Source organism: Psychromonas aquatilis, assembly GCF_038155185.1.
GTDB lineage: Bacteria > Pseudomonadota > Gammaproteobacteria > Enterobacterales > Psychromonadaceae > Psychromonas > Psychromonas aquatilis.
Genome location: NZ_JBAKAZ010000008.1, coordinates 15,871 through 31,944 on the forward strand (window position 1 = coordinate 15,871; position 16,074 = coordinate 31,944).

A 16,074-nucleotide genomic window follows, 5' to 3' on the forward strand; every position below is an offset into this window, starting at 1 on the left:
TTCAATGCCTAACTCACCTTTATATAACCAAGATGAAACGCTTAATAACTTATCACTTGGGAAAGTCACCGAATACAAATGCCATTATGATAATAGTTTATTACAAAGTGTGCCTCGTAGCCTGAATCGAAATGATTTAGGATTAAATGCAGATTCACTGCCTTTTCACGGTACTGATCTTTGGAATATTTACGAGCTTTCATGGTTAAACTTTAAAGGTAAACCGATGGTCGCTACAGGCGTGGTTGAAGTCCCTTTTGACAGTGAATTTTTAATTGAATCAAAGTCTTTTAAGCTATATTTAAATAGTTTTAATCAAAGCCACTTTGATAGCGTAGAGGCTGTGCAAAAAGTATTAATAGAAGACCTTTCGCGTTGCGCGAATAAACCTGTTGCTGTTAGCTTAAACGCTAATTTAGATAATGTAACAGATCAGCTAACAACATTTTCAGGGACTAACTTAGATCTTCAAGATATTGATGTAAGCGAATACACACTCACTACATCATTTTTAGATGGAATAAGTGGTGGTGAGAATATTAGCGAAAGTGTGTACTCACATTTATTAAAATCAAATTGTTTAATTACTAGTCAACCTGACTGGGCAAGTATTGAAATTAGTTATACCGGTAAACGCCTAGATCATGAGAAGCTATTAAAATACTTAATCTCTTTCCGCCAACATAATGAGTTCCATGAGCAGTGTGTTGAGCGTATTTTTTGTGATTTAATGGCACATGCCTCACTCACAGAGTTAACGGTTTATGCAAGGTATACACGCCGTGGAGGTTTAGATATTAATCCTTATCGTAGTACTAATGTTACCAATACACCTGATAATCTGCGTTTGCTACGACAATAATAATAAATGTTGTTATTATAGAAATATATTTATAGCATTTTTGATAAGGTTTTCAGTAGCGATGAGTTTTTTTCCTAGAACACTTTTAACAAGCTTTCTGTTGATTGCTCATCAGCATGTGGTCGCTATCGAGCTACCTAGTAGCCTTGTTCCGGCATCAATCATGGACAGCTATGAAAACCGCCAAACAAAACCGCTCACGTGTATTAAAGACGTTACCGCCTTTGTTGATAAAGTAGCAGCACTGCCAACTGCAACTGGACCACAAAGAATGAGCTCAAGTAAGGCATTTGTTCCAGTAAATAGAACACAAAACCAAGCCCCGTTACAGCTGCTCGCATCTTGTTATATTGAAGTAGAAAATTACGAAAAAGCATTATCTATATTAATGCCACTATTAAAAACACCCAATACAGCAATAGACCGTATGCGATCACTGAATCTGATTGCTGGTTCTATCCCTAGTTCAGAGCGACCTGCATTAAACAATCAAACACTTATCAAGATGATGCAAGACGCTTTAGTCACCATTGAGCAAGATAAACAATTTAACTTCCAGCACATGGGCGACCTTTTAAATTTATCAATCACCAAACTGGCGTTAGAAACTCATCAATATCAATTAGCCAATAAATCTTTAGGTATTGTTAAAAATAATTTAAAAAATACAACCAACACTAAACTTTTTGCCTGGTTAGCTTATTATTATGGCCACTACTATTATCAAATTAATCAACAACAATTAGCGATAGGACACTTTCAAACCGCTAATAATTTAGCTGATAGCGCTAAGTTGATTAAACTGAGTAGCCTAGTCAAAAAAAGCCTTGCGAATTTATACCAAGAAAATCATCGATATACACATGCCATTAGTTTTGCCAGTCAACGCGTAGAAGTATTATTAAAGACCGAGAATTACGTAGAACAAGCAGACAGTTTAATCCGATTTGCTGTATTAAAACGTCAAAACAATGAATTTAATCAAGCGACTATTTATCTTTTTAATGCGATTGAATTGATAGAAAAGAAAAATAAAAAATTACTCGCTTATACATATTTGGAATTAGGTCGTACCTATGCATCAATGCCAAATGATATTGAAAAAAATGCAGTATTAGCACAAAAATATCTACAAAATGCACGTAATCTCTTTAAAAAATTAAACAGAATAGAACAACAAACAGAAAGTGTTTTGTTACTTGCTCAACTTAACATCCGTAATAAAAATACCGGGTTAGCTATTTTACAATTAGAAAGAGTCTTAGCCTTAGCAAAAGGAGATCTTCCTGAATTACGTGTTAAAGCCTTTGAAATGCTCGCGCTCAGTTATGAATTAGCTGGCGATCATCAACAAGCCAATTTTTATTTTAAAAACTTTCATACCCTACAAAACGCCATCAAAGAAAAGTTATTTAAATTACAACAATTAAAAATTAATGAGCAATTCCAACTCATTGAGCAAACTCAACAACAGATCCAGCTAGAAACAAAAAACAACCAGTTATTATTAAAAAATAATCGATTTGAGAATATTACTTATTTTGTGCTTATTTTATTATTACTGAGCATAGTGGTGATCACGCTGTTCGTTAGACGCACTCGAGAATTAAAAGAGTCTGAATATTTAGCATCGCAGAAATTACAATTTAATCCTCGCACTAAATTACCGTCGCACCAGCTACAAGTGCAAAACTATGAATACCAATACCAAGGCAAACCTCTATTTTATGCACTCGTTTATTTACCTTTTTTAAATAACTTAAACGCCAATAAAGGCCTATTTAACTCAGAAACCATAGAAATTGCTTTAGGTAATGAGTTACGTGAATATTGCGCTGATGACACACAAGTTATTCAAGTAAGAGATAATCAACTATTATTTATTTCAGAACAAGCAGATAGAGGTGAAGCCGAACGATTCGCATTAGATATTGAATGCTTTTTCAAAAAATTCACTCATAAATATAAACTGCAATCTCAAATCGCTAGCGGTATCGTTGCCTTTCCATTTTTAAATAATGTGTCTCGTGCGATTGCACCTGAGCGCATGCTCAATTTAACTAGTTTAGCATTATACGGTGCTTGCCAGATCCAAGAAAAAACACAACAAAGCAGCTGGCTAGAGCTTTATGCTATTGAAAAAATACAGCCAGCCTTTTTTGATGGTGATTTATGGACATTAGGGCAAACGGGGATTGATAAAGGTATCGTTAAGATCAAGTCTAGCCATCCAACAACGACCATAAACTGGCCTATTTTAAAACGACAGTAATCTAACAAGTTTTATTCAGTGCTTTCTTGTTTCGTTCAACAAAATCACTATCACAACTAAATATAGCTCTACACATTAAAAGGGGTCGAGCAAAGTGAGAGTGATATTATAATTATGAAAAATGACATACTTGGATATTCAATAATAAATGCTATCTGCAATCCACTCTGTTAATTTATAACAGAAAAAAGGAGACATTATGATTTCACATATCAGTCCCGTTGGAAGCATGGCACTGCTTTCCCAATTAGAAGTTAATCAATTAAAATACAGCGCTTCCTGTGAGATATATCAATTATTCAGACAATGCTCTTTAGCTGTTTTAAAATCTGGCAGTCATACGGACAACAGTAAAGAGATCCTAGAGAGCCACAAAGACTTTGAAATTAATGTGTTGCATCAAGAGCGAGGCGTGATCTTAGAGTTATTAAACCCGCCTGAAGATGCTTATATCGACGGTGAATTAATTAAAGGCATGCAAGATCACCTATTCTCTGTTTTACGAGATTTGTTATATGTTAATACACAGCTTCAACCACCTACTGCAAATCAGTTTAATAGCGAACAAACCACCAGCTTAGTTTTTTCAATACTACGTAATGCCAATGTTTTAAAGGCAGGCGCTGAACCTAATATGGTGGTTTGTTGGGGCGGACATTCAATTAGTGATATTGAATTTAGGTATACACGTGAAGTAGGTAATCAACTTGGCTTAAGAGAACTTAATATTTGCACTGGCTGTGGTCCAGGTGCAATGGAGGGCCCTATGAAAGGGGCTGCTGTCGGGCATGCTAAACAGCGAGTTGCGAATCGACGTTATGTTGGATTAACAGAGCCCGGTATCATTGCCGCTGAGCCGCCAAACCCGATTGTCAATGAATTGGTTATATTGCCTGACATTGAAAAACGCTTAGAAGCTTTTGTGCGCTTTACACACAGTATTGTTATTTTTCCAGGCGGGCCTGGCACGGCAGAGGAACTGTTATACATCCTTGGGATCATGATGCATCCTGAAAATAAACGCCAACCTCTCCCTATTATTTTAACTGGGCCAAAAAGTAGTGCTGACTATTTCGAAGCAATTGATGATTTTATTGTTAATACACTGGGCATTGAAGCCAGAGAGCACTACCATATTATTATTGATGATGCGCCTAGCGTAGCAAAATTAGTAAAGAAATCGATGAAACGCGTTAAAGAGTATCGCAAAGCAATTGGTGATGCTTATTCATTTAATTGGACATTGAAGATTGCACCAGAGTTTCAAGAGACATTTATACCTAATCATGACAATATGGCGAATTTAGTATTACACCATGATCAACCTAAAGACCAACTTGCCTCGAATTTACGACGTGTTTTTTCCGGAATAGTCGGTGGTAATGTAAAGGATGAAGGTATTAAATCGATTGAAGAAAATGGTCCTTTTCTATTAACCGGAGAGAAAGCACTGATGGAACGTGTTGATAAACTTCTAAAAAGCTTTATAAAACAAGGCAGAATGAAGTTACCCGGTAGTGAATACATTCCTTGCTATAAGATAAAAATATAATATGAGTGCTTGTTTATTAATAATTGATGCGATGAATTTAATACGTCGCATCTATGCAGTTCAAGAAAAACAAAATAAAAACATAGACTTTGCTTTAAGTGCCACAAGCAATACGGCCTGTAATGCCTTACAAAAAATGTTGCGTGTTCATCAGCCAACACATGTCATTTGTGTATTTGATAGCCATCAGAAAAGTTGGCGTCATGCACTTTTTAGTGAATACAAACAAGGTAGAAAACCAATACCGACTGCCTTAAAAGATTATTTACCAAAGATACAAGATGCCTTTTATGAAATGGGTATTGAATCGCTTATTACAGAGCAAGATGAAGCCGATGACCTGATTGCGACACTCGCTGATAAAGTCACAGAATATCAACAACGTTGTATCATTGTCTCAACAGATAAAGGCTTTTATCAATTATTAAATGCATACACCAGTATTTATGATTACTTTCAGTCTCAACATTTAGATAGCTACTTTATAGAGCAACGATGGGGAATTAAGATAAATCAACTCATTGATTACTGGGCAATTACAGGGATAAGCAGTAGTGCTATCAAAGGCGTGGAAGGCGTGGGAGAAAAAGGAGCGCTAACCCTTTTAAAAGAATATCAAAGTTTAAATAATATGCTTGCAACTAACGATCAACCCACCACTGATAAACGCCTTTTAAAAGTGCAAACCCAACATCAAGAAGTGACATTAGCCAAGCAGTTAGTCTCATTAAAAAAGGACATTCAGCTTGGTTTTAATTTAAAAGATTTGCGTTATCCTCAATCAAAATGATCCTTTCTGGATCTTTTTAGGTATTTGAGTATTAAATCAAATAAATTTAAGCTGAACATTCTGATAAACTAATTGACTAATATTTTATTAAAAAATAAATCCCCATTTAACTTATAAATTACTGGAGCTTAATACGTGAAAAAATTATTAATACCTATTGCTGTTGTTGCCGTTGGTGCGGCTGCTTACCTTTATCAACAAAAAGAACAGCAACCTGCTTATAATGTACTGAATTATGTTCCAGCCGATACGCCTATTTTCTCAGGACAATTAGCACCGTTTCCACTTAAAGATTACTTAACTTCATTCCCGTCTTTAGATAATACTCAAGAAATTAAACTCTCTGAAGCTTTTGGCTATGAAAGCGCTGGCATTAACTTCACACAAAATATCATTGATGCATACCAAGAAGCAGTAAAGACCCCTTCTCTATTAGCAACTAACTTTGGCTTAGCAGATCAAGTTAGAGCTTATGCTTATACTATTGGCTTATTACCCGTGGTTAAAATAGAAGTCGCTGATCCACAAGTATTTTGGGATTTACTCGATAAAAGTGAGCAAGAAACTGGCTTCACACATACTGATGGGAAATTAAACGAGCAGCCTTATCGTAGCTACCAGTTAACTGAGGACGATGACCAAATGAAAGTTGAGTTAATCATTTCACAAGCAAATGGTCTATTCACCTTCACCTTAAAATCAGACATTTTCACAGACCAAGCACTGGCGATGGCACTGGAACAACAAAAACCTGAAAAATCACTGGCAGACACAGGTACTATTACAGAAATAGCAAAACAACATAACCTTTCTGAATCAAGTATTGGTTTTGTTAATCATGTGGAAATTGTTAAAGGTTTAACTACAACTGACGGCAACCTTATTGCTAAACAATTAACAGAACTTCTTAAAAATGAAAGTAGAAACCCGTTAACAGCTATTCAAAGCACAATTTGCCAACAGGAGTTTAACTCTATAGCGCAAAACTGGCCGCGTACTGCATTTGGTTACACACAACTCGATATTGACAAAGACCAAGCAACAGTTGGTTTCTCAGCGATTATTGAAAGTAAAAACCAAGTTATCTTAAATTCGCTTAATGCACTTCGTGGCTTTATTCCTGAATATACCCAAGGTTATGATGATAAGATTGCCTCTTTTGCATATGGTTTTGATGTTAGTAAATTATCAAGTTCATTAACCAATATTTTCTCAGATTTAAGCACGCCAAGTTATCAGTGTGCAGAATTGCAGAAAATGCAGTCAGACATAACACAAGCAGGACAACAACTGGCAATGGTAGGCATAGGAGCAAACATGGCTTCTGGCTTAAAAGGGATTAGTGGTGCTATTTATGATTATGACCTTAGCGATTTAAGTTCAACGACACCTCAGTTAAACTCACTTGATGGATTATTTTCTATTCATGCCGATTCGCCAAAAGCATTATTTGATTCATTGAAAATGTTAGCACCTATCCCAGCTTTAGATTTAGTTGTTGATGGTCCCGCTGTTGCATTAAAATCAATTATGCCAATACCACCAGAACTAAATATTGACCCTCAGGTGGCAATCAAAGGAAACCATTTTGTTATCTATAATGGTGAGAAAGCAACTAAAGTAGCAAACGCTTTATCAACTGAAAAACTTTCATCTAATGGTGTGGCACAGATTGCCTTAGATCTTCCAAAATTATTAGCACCTATTTTAGGTGAAATTGAGAAGTCTGATGAGTTTTTACCTGCCGAAATTCAAAATCTAAAAGATTACGATATGCGTATGAAAGGCGGTTTAGATATCACTGAACAAGGTATTAGAGTCGATTCAACGGTTAATAGTAAAGCCGTTAAATAATAAACAATATAGGCGACACTGATTATTCAAAAACTGGTTTCGGCCAGTTTTTTTATATCTGTAATAGTCTACAACTCCGCAAAACGTCTCCTTGCTAAGCTAAGCATTAAAAAATATTTAAAATCAATTACCTATAAATTCATTGTAATGAGCGCATTCTGTTGCTTTCCATCTTTAATAGCGATAGGTATAATTGAGACATTGATCACCCTTTAGTCCTTACCTGATGGGTCGGATGGAATAGACCCTTACTGCTAATAATGGAAAAATTATGCTAGAAAAATTATTCAAACTAAGTGAAAACAACAGCACTGTAAAAACAGAAATAATTGCTGGTATCACCACTTTTTTAACCATGGCTTATATCATTTTTGTTAACCCTGCTATGTTAAAAGCAACAGGCATGGATCCCGGCGCAGTATTTGTCGCAACATGTTTAGCAGCAGCTGTTGGTTGTTTTATCATGGGCTTATATGCCAACTACCCTGTGGCCCTTGCCCCTGGCATGGGCTTGAATGCATTTTTCTCGTATGTTGTTGTTTTGCATATGGGTTATAGCTGGCAGGTTGCATTAGGAGCGGTATTCTTATCGGGTGTTTGTTTTACATTATTAAGTCTATTCAAAATACGTGAATGGATCATTAACTCTATTCCATTACCAATGCGTAAAGGAATTGCAGCTGGTATCGGCTTATTTTTAGCATTAATTGCGCTAAAAAACTCAGGAATTATTATTGCTAATCCAGCCACTTTAGTTGCATTAGGTGATATGACAACATTACCAGCTGTGCTAGCTAGTGTTGCTTTTATTATTACCATTGCATTAGCACATTTTCGTATTAAAGGCGGCGTATTAATTGCTATTTTAGCCGTGACATTACTTGGGTTATTAATGGGTGATGTAGAATATTCAGGTCTTATCTCTATGCCGCCAAGCATTGCGCCTACTTTTATGCAAATGGATATCGCTGGTGCATTTAATGTCGGCATGATTAGTATTGTATTTGCTTTCTTATTCGTAGATTTATTCGATACGTCAGGGACTTTAATCGCAGTCGCAGATAAGGCAAAGTTATTAGATAAAGACGGAAATTTACCTCGTTTGAATAGAGCTTTATTAGCCGATAGTGGCGCATCAATGGCCGGTTCGGTATTAGGTACATCAACAACCACTAGTTACATTGAAAGTGTTGCAGGTGTCTCTGAAGGTGGCCGTACAGGTTTAACTGCGGTAGTGGTAGGTATCTTATTTCTATTTGCATTATTTTTTGCTCCTTTAGCAGGTATGATTCCCGCTTACGCTACATCAGGTGCATTATTATATGTTGCTATTTTAATGGTTGGTGGCTTGCAAACGATCGACTGGGAAGATATTACAGAGGCAGCCCCTGTGGTGATAGTCGCATTAATGATGCCACTTACCTTTTCTATTGCTAACGGTATCACTATTGGTTTTATTGCTTATGCAGTGATTAAAGTAGCCAGCGGTAAAGCAAGTGAGCTTAGTGCCAGCGTGTGGTTCTTAGCAGTATTATTTTTAGCTAAACTGATCTTCTTCCCAGGCTAAAAATACACATTCAATTTAAGCCGTGTTGCCTTCAGTAGAGGGTACACGGCTTTCATTATCTAGATTTCAACAATAAAAACCCTGTTACAGCGCACTTTACTCTTCAATAAACGTCTTGATATTATCCACTACTTTTTCTAGTAAACAAACTCGAGCTTCATTACTTGCCCAAGCTGTATGTGGCGTCACTACTAAACGGTGATCAGCTTTTACAGAAAGGTAAGGATGATTTTGCTGCATTGGCTCTACTGCTAATACATCCGTTCCATGATAGATATCTTGCGTATCTAAAGCGACTGCCATTGCACTTTCATCAATAATTCCACCACGACCTAAATTCAATATAATCGCGCCGGGTTTTAATTGTTTTAGTTGCTCAGCAGCAATTAAATTTTCCGTCTGAGCATTAAGTGGAGCATGGATAGAAATAACATCACATTCACTCAATAGTGTAGGCAAATCAACCTGTGGAATACTTTGCTGATGATTCTTTCCTGATGTTGAGTAATAACAAACCTCACAACCAAAAGCACTTGCTAATTGAGCAACGCGTTGTCCAATCTCCCCCATCGCAACTATTCCCCAACGCTTTCCTTTTAACTCAAAGAAAGGGCGCTCTATATGGGTAAATACAGGGCTTTCACACCACTTTTTATCGGCAATGTATTGGTCATAGTAACGACTTTGATGCAAAAGTTGAAACAGCAAAGAAAAAGTCGCCTGACTAACACTTTCAGTAGAGTAACCAGACACATTTTTAACTTCAATACCTGCTTTTTTTGCCACTTCTAAATCAACATTATTGGTCCCTGTCGCAGAGATACAGATAAGTTTCAATTGTGGGTTATCAGCCATATGTTGAGCTGTGATCACTACTTTGTTAGTAATTATCACCTCTTGGCCTACTAATCTTGTAGCGGTTTCCTCTACAGCGGTTGTTTGATAAACCGTTAACTCGCCTAATCTATCAAATACTGATAAATCACTATCACCTAAGGTGAGTGCATCTAATAAAACAATTTTCATTGGAGTTCCTTAATTCAACAGTTACTAAATCATATTTATGAGCAAAGTAATAAATAAAGGTTATTAGGTATACAGGTTTTTAGAAAGGAAGTAAAAATGTACGGAAGAGATTAAAAACAACAAAGGAGAAATAAGTGTTAATGAGTAGCAAATCTGTCGCTACTCATTAACATGATATTTATTCAGCAATATCCGATAACATTTTCAGTGCAACTGCTTCAGCAATTTTAATACCGTCAATACCTGCAGATAAGATACCACCAGCATAACCAGCACCTTCACCGCCTGGGTATAAACCTTTTGTGTTTAAGCTTTGGAGATCAGCACCACGCTTAATTTGTACAGGAGATGATGTACGAGTTTCCACCCCTGTTAGCATCGCATCTTTACTGTCGAAGCCACGAATCTTCTTAGCAAAAGCAGGTAATGCTTCACGAATAGCATCAATCGCAAACTGAGGTAAAGCCTCACTCAGGTCGGTCATTTTCACATTAGGTTTGTATGAAGGCTCTACATTTTCAAAAGGTTTTCCCTTGCCAGCAGCTAAGAAGTCACCAACCATCTGCGCAGGTGCATCATAATTACTGCCTCCCATCACATAAGCATGACGCTCTAATTTACGCTGTAAAGCAACACCTTGTAATGGATCATTATTGAAATCTTCAGGAGAGATGCCAACAACAATCGCACTGTTTGCATTACGTTCACTACGTGAATATTGACTCATACCATTAGTCACGACGGCATGTTCTTCAGAGGTTGCAGCCACTACTACGCCACCAGGACACATACAGAAACTGTATACACTACGGCCATTTTTACAATGATGTACTAATTTATAATCAGCTGCACCAAGAATAGGATGACCGGCATTAATACCAAAACGCGCTTGGTCGATCATCTCTTGTTTATGCTCAATTCGGAATCCAATAGAGAATGATTGAGCTTCCATATACACACCTTTATCGTGCAACATTTGGAAAGTATCACGGGCACTATGCCCTACTGCAGCAACAACATAACGAGAGTTAATCACTTCGCCATTATGCAAAGTTACGCCTGTTACTTGCTTATCTTCGCCCTGCGCTTCCATATTGATCTCTTCAACACGCGTTTCAAAGCGAATTTCACCACCGAGTTCGATTATTTTACGACGCATCTTTTCAACCATGGTCACTAATTTATAAGTACCGATATGTGGTTTACTCACGTAAATAATTTCAGCTGGCGCGCCCGCTGCAACAAACTCTTGTTTAACTTTTAACCCTTTAAAACCAGGATCTTTAACTTGGCTGTATAACTTACCATCGGAGAATGTACCTGCACCACCTTCACCAAACTGCACATTTGACTCAGTATTTAATTCGCTGGTACGCCAAAAACGGAAAGTATCTTTGGCACGCTCATGCACCGATTTACCGCGTTCTAGGACGATTGGTTTAAAGCCCATTTGCGCTAACATCAAAGCCACAAATAAACCACAAGGTCCCATGCCGATAACAATTGGGCGCTCTTGTAAATTTGCAGGTGCCGAGGCAACGTATTGGTAATCTGTATCAGGAGAAATACGCACATTAGTATCTTTTTCGAAAGCAGTTAAAAGCTTAGCTTCATCAACGTCAACTAACGTAATATCTAATGTGTAAATTAAGGTAATATGATTCTTTTTACGTGCATCGTAACCACGCTTAAAAACATGAATATTAACCAACTGCTGCTCGCTAATATTGAGCTTTGTTAATACAAACTGCTGTAACGCATCTTGATTGTGATCCAGCGGTAATTTAACTTGGTTGAGACGTATCATGATTCACCTAACATTGAGCATAAAAAATAAGCGCGTAGTTTACGTGATCTTAGTGAAAATGGTAAGTTTAAATGCTTAATGTGCCCTTTTATAAAGGGAAATAGGTATTGAACAAGGTATTGCACGTAATTGTTTTGAACAACTGGTCAAACATAATTTAGAAACTTCCTGTTTAGATTCAGCAGTTAAACAACGAAAATCAGCCGCACATAAAACTCCCAGCTCGAACAAGTATGTTAATTTATCTTTATCGATTTCGATTTGAATAGTCATCCTAGACTCCTTTCTTATGATGCAAGCGACTTAATGATAATAGTTATCAGTTAATTGTAAATAGTAAACATCAAATTATTAAAAATATGTTAAAATTTTGCGCTCACATATTAAGGTTGTAAAAAGCATATGATATTTTCAAGTCCCCTTAAAAAAGCCACATTAATCAAACGCTATAAACGATTTTTAGCTGATGTTATTTTAGAAGATGGTACAGAAACAACGATTTACTGTGCGAATACAGGCGCGATGACCGGCTGTGGTGAGCAAGGGGATAGTATTTTTTACAGTACTTCTGACAATAAAAAGCGAAAATATCAATACACTTGGGAATTTACGCTAACGTCAAAAAATCACTTAATCTGTGTTAACACCGCTAAAGCGAACGCTTTGGTTGCAGCAGCAATTGAACAAGGTTGCATTCCAGAATTGCTTGGTTATCAAGATTGCCAAGCCGAGGTAAAATATGGAGAAGAAAATAGCCGTATCGACTTTCTGCTTAGCGACCCAACTAAAGTTGACTGTTATGTAGAAGTAAAAAGCTGCACTTTATTAGATGAACGTTATCAAGTGGGAGATGGTTTCTTTCCTGATGCCGTTACAACGCGTGGGCAGAAACATCTTAGAGAGTTAATAGAGATGAAACATCAAGGTTATCGCAGTGTATTATTATTTGCAGTATTACATTCTGGTATTAACAACGTACAAGCAGCAGACTTTATAGATAAGAAATATGCCGCTCTATTTGAACAGGCTAAAATGGAAGGCGTTGAAGTTATCTGTTACTTCCCTGATTTAACCAGTTACATCGATCTTTAAAACAATAGACTGCATAACGATCATGCTGCACATCTACTCGAACAGCATGATCTCAGTACTTATAGAGCGGCTAAGATTGTTTCGGCCTTACTTGCTTCAAATTCACCAGCTTCTTCAACATTTAATGTTGTTACCACGCCGTCTTCAATAATCATTGCGTAACGCTGTGAGCGAACGCCACCAAAGCCAGCAGTATCTTTATCTAACCCTAATGCTTGTGTAAAACTTGCATCACCATCACCTAACATTAACAATTCAGAGGCGTTATGTACTTCGCCCCACGCTTTCATAACAAAAGCATCATTAACGGCAACACAAGCAATTAAGTCCACGTCTTTTTCTTTTAATTTATCTGCCAGTACCACATATCCTGGTAAGTGCGCTTCAGAACACGTTGGTGTAAATGCTCCTGGTACAGCAAATAAAACAACTTTTTTACCTGCAAAAAGGGTTGTTACATCATGTGTAAGCATACCGTCAGCTGTTAATTGGCTTAATGTTACTTCAGGAATCTTTTGGCCTACTTCGATCATATTTATTACCTCTATTAAAGAAAAATAAAACGCTAACAGCGTACTTTTTGTTAACACATTTAAATAATCAATCTAGTTTATGCTTTATTAGCCTGAATAAACACTGATTAACGATCTGGTTAATCACTTTTATAAAGAGAAGCTTTAGATAAAGCAAGCTAAGCTAACAACGAGATAACATAGTAAAACAGGCTGGATCAGAGTAAACTCGCGCCTCAAATAAAAATGATTTCAATAAGATGGTGAGTATTATGAGTAGAAAAATCGAATTATTAGCCCCTGGCGGCGATGTTGACGCAATTAAAGCGGCAATAATTGCTGGGGCTAACGCAATTTATTGTGGCTTAGATATTTTTAATGCTCGTAATCGTGCTGCCAATCTGTCTTTTGATGACCTAGTCGGTATTATCAAGCTTGCCCACGAGTATCAATGTGAAGTCTTTTTAACACTGAATATCGTTATATTGGAACATGAAATTCCGGCGCTAACAAAATTATTAAATCAATTAGTAAACACCGGGATTGATGGCATTATTGTGCAGGATTTAGGTTTATTTAACCTGGTCAAAAAATACTTCCCAAGCTTGCACATTCATGCATCAACACAGTTAACAACGCATAATGAAGGACAGATATTATTCCTATCAAAAATTGGAGCGACACGTGCCAATTTATCAAGAGAACTTAATTTAACAGAAATAAAGTTACTGACTGCATTAGCACATGACCATGATGTATTAACTGAAGTGTTTGTTCACGGCGCCTTGTGTATTGCCTTTTCTGGGCAATGTTATTCAAGCTCGGTTAGTGTCGGTAATTCAGGTAACCGTGGTCGTTGTAGCCAAGCTTGTCGTGATGAATATGAAGAAACCAATGCAGGTAATAAATACCCACTCAATTTAAAAGATAATTCAGCTTGGTTTGACCTACCCGATTTAGTTGAAGCGGGTGTCGACTCATTAAAAATCGAAGGGCGTATAAAAGGGGCTCAATATGTTCATACTGTTGTTGATAGCTGGCGCCAACAAATTAATAAATTTATTGATACCGGTAAATTATTAGCTGATGACTCTGCTTTGTATAAAGTATTCAATCGTGATTTTACCAACTCATTCCTAAAGGGTAATTTAACCAAAGATATGTTCATCGATAACCCTCGAGACAACAGCTTTACCCATGCGAATGAAAAAAGTAATGCGATTTCAGTGGTACAAATTCAAGAAGCACAGGATGTTTTACGCGATGATAAGAATAAAATTGTTGATGAAGTTGCAGCAAAAATTGCAACCTTAAATATCGATAAAAGCGACTTATCATTAAGCTTTGCTGCACAACTTGGACAACCATTTACTGTGACCATCACCATTGATGATAAAACACACATCGTTCAGTCTGCTTCTCTATTAATAAAATCAGAGCAATCAGCGATTACGGTTGCAGCAATAGAAAAGCGCTTTAAAAGCCTTAAAAATAGCCGTTATAACGTCTCTGATTTTGACTTCTCAGCCTTACAAGAAAATTTAGCCATCCCGTTTAAAGAACTAACAGAAATTAAAAATAAAGTGGCTTATTACCTTAATGGTGAAAAAGAAGTCATTCCTGCGGTCACGATTCCACCATTAACATCACACCCAAAATTAAATGAAAAACCTACCTTGTCGATATTAATTAGTGATGAAAAAGATGCATATTTAGGAGATCTTACCGATGCAGATATCTACTTTAAATTACCAGAGAGCTTCAAAAAGCGCTGTAATAAACAACGTGATATTTTAGTCCGCAACCCTCGCTTTATTCCTTGGTTCCCAGCCGTCTTAATTGGTAAAGATTACATTGAAGCGGTACGTATCCTTGAAGAACTAAAGCCAGAGCGTATTGTTACGAATAATACAGGGATTGCATATAAAGCTTTTGAAATGGGCATTGAGTGGATTGCAGGGCCATTTTTAAATACAACCAACTCATATGCATTATTAACCATGCAAGAAGAGCTTAATTGTGCAGGCGCATTTATTTCCAACGAAATAAACCGTAATCAAATTAAAAACATTAAACGCCCGGCTAATTTCAAAATGCTATATAGCATCTACCACCCTATTCTAATGATGACTAGCCGCCAATGTTTCTTCCAACAAACCGTCGGCTGTAATAAACCAAGCATTGAAGATGGTTGTATGTTGAAATGTCAAAAAGCAACAACGATTACTAATGTCAAAGGCATCTCATTTGCTGTTGATAAGCAATTAGGTGGTTACCCAAGTATTTATAATCATGAGCAATTTCTTAATTTTGACGCGGTAAGAGACTTTTCAACTTTATTTGATGAGTTCTTTATAGATTTAACTGACATCGGCTCAGGTTCAAAAGAAAAACAAGATAAAGCGCAATTAATTAAACACTTTGAAGACTTTATTGCCGGTGACCAACAAGCAGCGTCGACTGTGACTGGCATGGTAACCGTATCAACGAACGCGCAATACCAACAAGGTCTATAATTTAAAACTGAGTTAATCAAGACTGTCCTTGATTAACTCAGACTTTCCTCCCTAAGACAGCGTCCTCCACCTATTAACAAACCTTAACCTAGTACATTCGAAATGGAATATTTTTCTAAAATGGAAGGCATTTATTATCGATATGGTTACAGTAAATAAGCTACGTCATTTCATTTTCAAAACATTGATTAGTTAAAAGAAAGCTCACTCAGTAATCTTAGTCA

Annotated in this window: 12 protein-coding genes; 8 read left to right on the forward strand and 4 right to left on the reverse strand. The window is 36.8% G+C overall.

Annotated features, from left to right (window positions below; all coding sequences use genetic code 11):
- Positions 1 to 4: 4 nt before the first annotated feature.
- The 6 genes from queF (at position 5) to V6256_RS03445 (ending at position 8,897) form a co-directional block, all read left to right on the forward strand.
- Entirely contained in the window at positions 5 to 862 is an 858-nt protein-coding gene (gene queF, locus V6256_RS03420) for an NADPH-dependent 7-cyano-7-deazaguanine reductase QueF (RefSeq protein WP_341596658.1), read from the forward strand.
- A gap of 61 nt (positions 863 to 923) precedes the next feature.
- A complete protein-coding gene (locus tag V6256_RS03425; protein ID WP_341596659.1) occupies positions 924 to 3,134 on the forward strand; it encodes a tetratricopeptide repeat protein in 2,211 nt (736 codons plus the stop codon).
- Between the two features lie 199 nt (positions 3,135 to 3,333).
- Positions 3,334 to 4,686: a nucleotide 5'-monophosphate nucleosidase PpnN gene (gene ppnN, locus V6256_RS03430; protein ID WP_341596660.1), complete on the forward strand. Its 1,353-nt coding sequence runs from the start codon at positions 3,334 to 3,336 to the stop codon at positions 4,684 to 4,686.
- A gap of 1 nt (position 4,687) precedes the next feature.
- Entirely contained in the window at positions 4,688 to 5,476 is a 789-nt protein-coding gene (gene xni, locus V6256_RS03435; protein WP_341596661.1) for a flap endonuclease Xni, read from the forward strand.
- 135 nt (positions 5,477 to 5,611) lie between these two features.
- A complete protein-coding gene (locus tag V6256_RS03440; protein ID WP_341596662.1) occupies positions 5,612 to 7,330 on the forward strand; it encodes a hypothetical protein in 1,719 nt (572 codons plus the stop codon).
- 271 nt (positions 7,331 to 7,601) lie between these two features.
- Entirely contained in the window at positions 7,602 to 8,897 is a 1,296-nt protein-coding gene (locus tag V6256_RS03445) for an NCS2 family permease (RefSeq protein ID WP_341596663.1), read from the forward strand.
- 96 nt (positions 8,898 to 8,993) lie between these two features.
- Here the strand turns inward: V6256_RS03445 and V6256_RS03450 are convergent, their stop codons facing one another.
- The 3 genes from V6256_RS03450 to V6256_RS03460 form a co-directional block, all read right to left on the reverse strand.
- Entirely contained in the window at positions 8,994 to 9,923 is a 930-nt protein-coding gene (locus tag V6256_RS03450; RefSeq protein ID WP_341596664.1) for a D-2-hydroxyacid dehydrogenase, read from the reverse strand.
- A 178-nt stretch (positions 9,924 to 10,101) separates the two neighbouring features.
- Positions 10,102 to 11,730: an NAD(P)/FAD-dependent oxidoreductase gene (locus tag V6256_RS03455; protein ID WP_341596665.1), complete on the reverse strand. Its 1,629-nt coding sequence runs from the start codon at positions 11,728 to 11,730 to the stop codon at positions 10,102 to 10,104.
- A gap of 75 nt (positions 11,731 to 11,805) precedes the next feature.
- Positions 11,806 to 12,003 carry a hypothetical protein gene (locus V6256_RS03460; protein ID WP_341596666.1) on the reverse strand — a complete coding sequence of 66 codons (198 nt, stop codon included), beginning with the start codon at positions 12,001 to 12,003 and terminating at the stop codon, positions 11,806 to 11,808.
- Positions 12,004 to 12,132: 129 nt separating this feature from the next.
- Here V6256_RS03460 and sfsA point away from each other — a divergent pair, with 129 nt between their 5' ends.
- A complete protein-coding gene (gene sfsA / locus V6256_RS03465) occupies positions 12,133 to 12,822 on the forward strand; it encodes a DNA/RNA nuclease SfsA (protein WP_341596667.1) in 690 nt (229 codons plus the stop codon).
- 59 nt (positions 12,823 to 12,881) lie between these two features.
- On the opposite strand, the gene V6256_RS03470 is transcribed toward sfsA, so the two are convergent.
- Positions 12,882 to 13,355, reverse strand: a complete 474-nt coding sequence (locus tag V6256_RS03470) for a peroxiredoxin (protein WP_341596668.1) — start codon at positions 13,353 to 13,355, stop codon at positions 12,882 to 12,884.
- Between the two features lie 251 nt (positions 13,356 to 13,606).
- Between V6256_RS03470 and V6256_RS03475 the strand changes: the two genes are divergently transcribed.
- The gene (locus V6256_RS03475; protein ID WP_341596669.1) at positions 13,607 to 15,850 is read left to right on the forward strand and encodes a peptidase U32 family protein; all 2,244 of its coding nucleotides are present in this window, start codon (positions 13,607 to 13,609) and stop codon (positions 15,848 to 15,850) included.
- Positions 15,851 to 16,074: the final 224 nt, after the last annotated feature.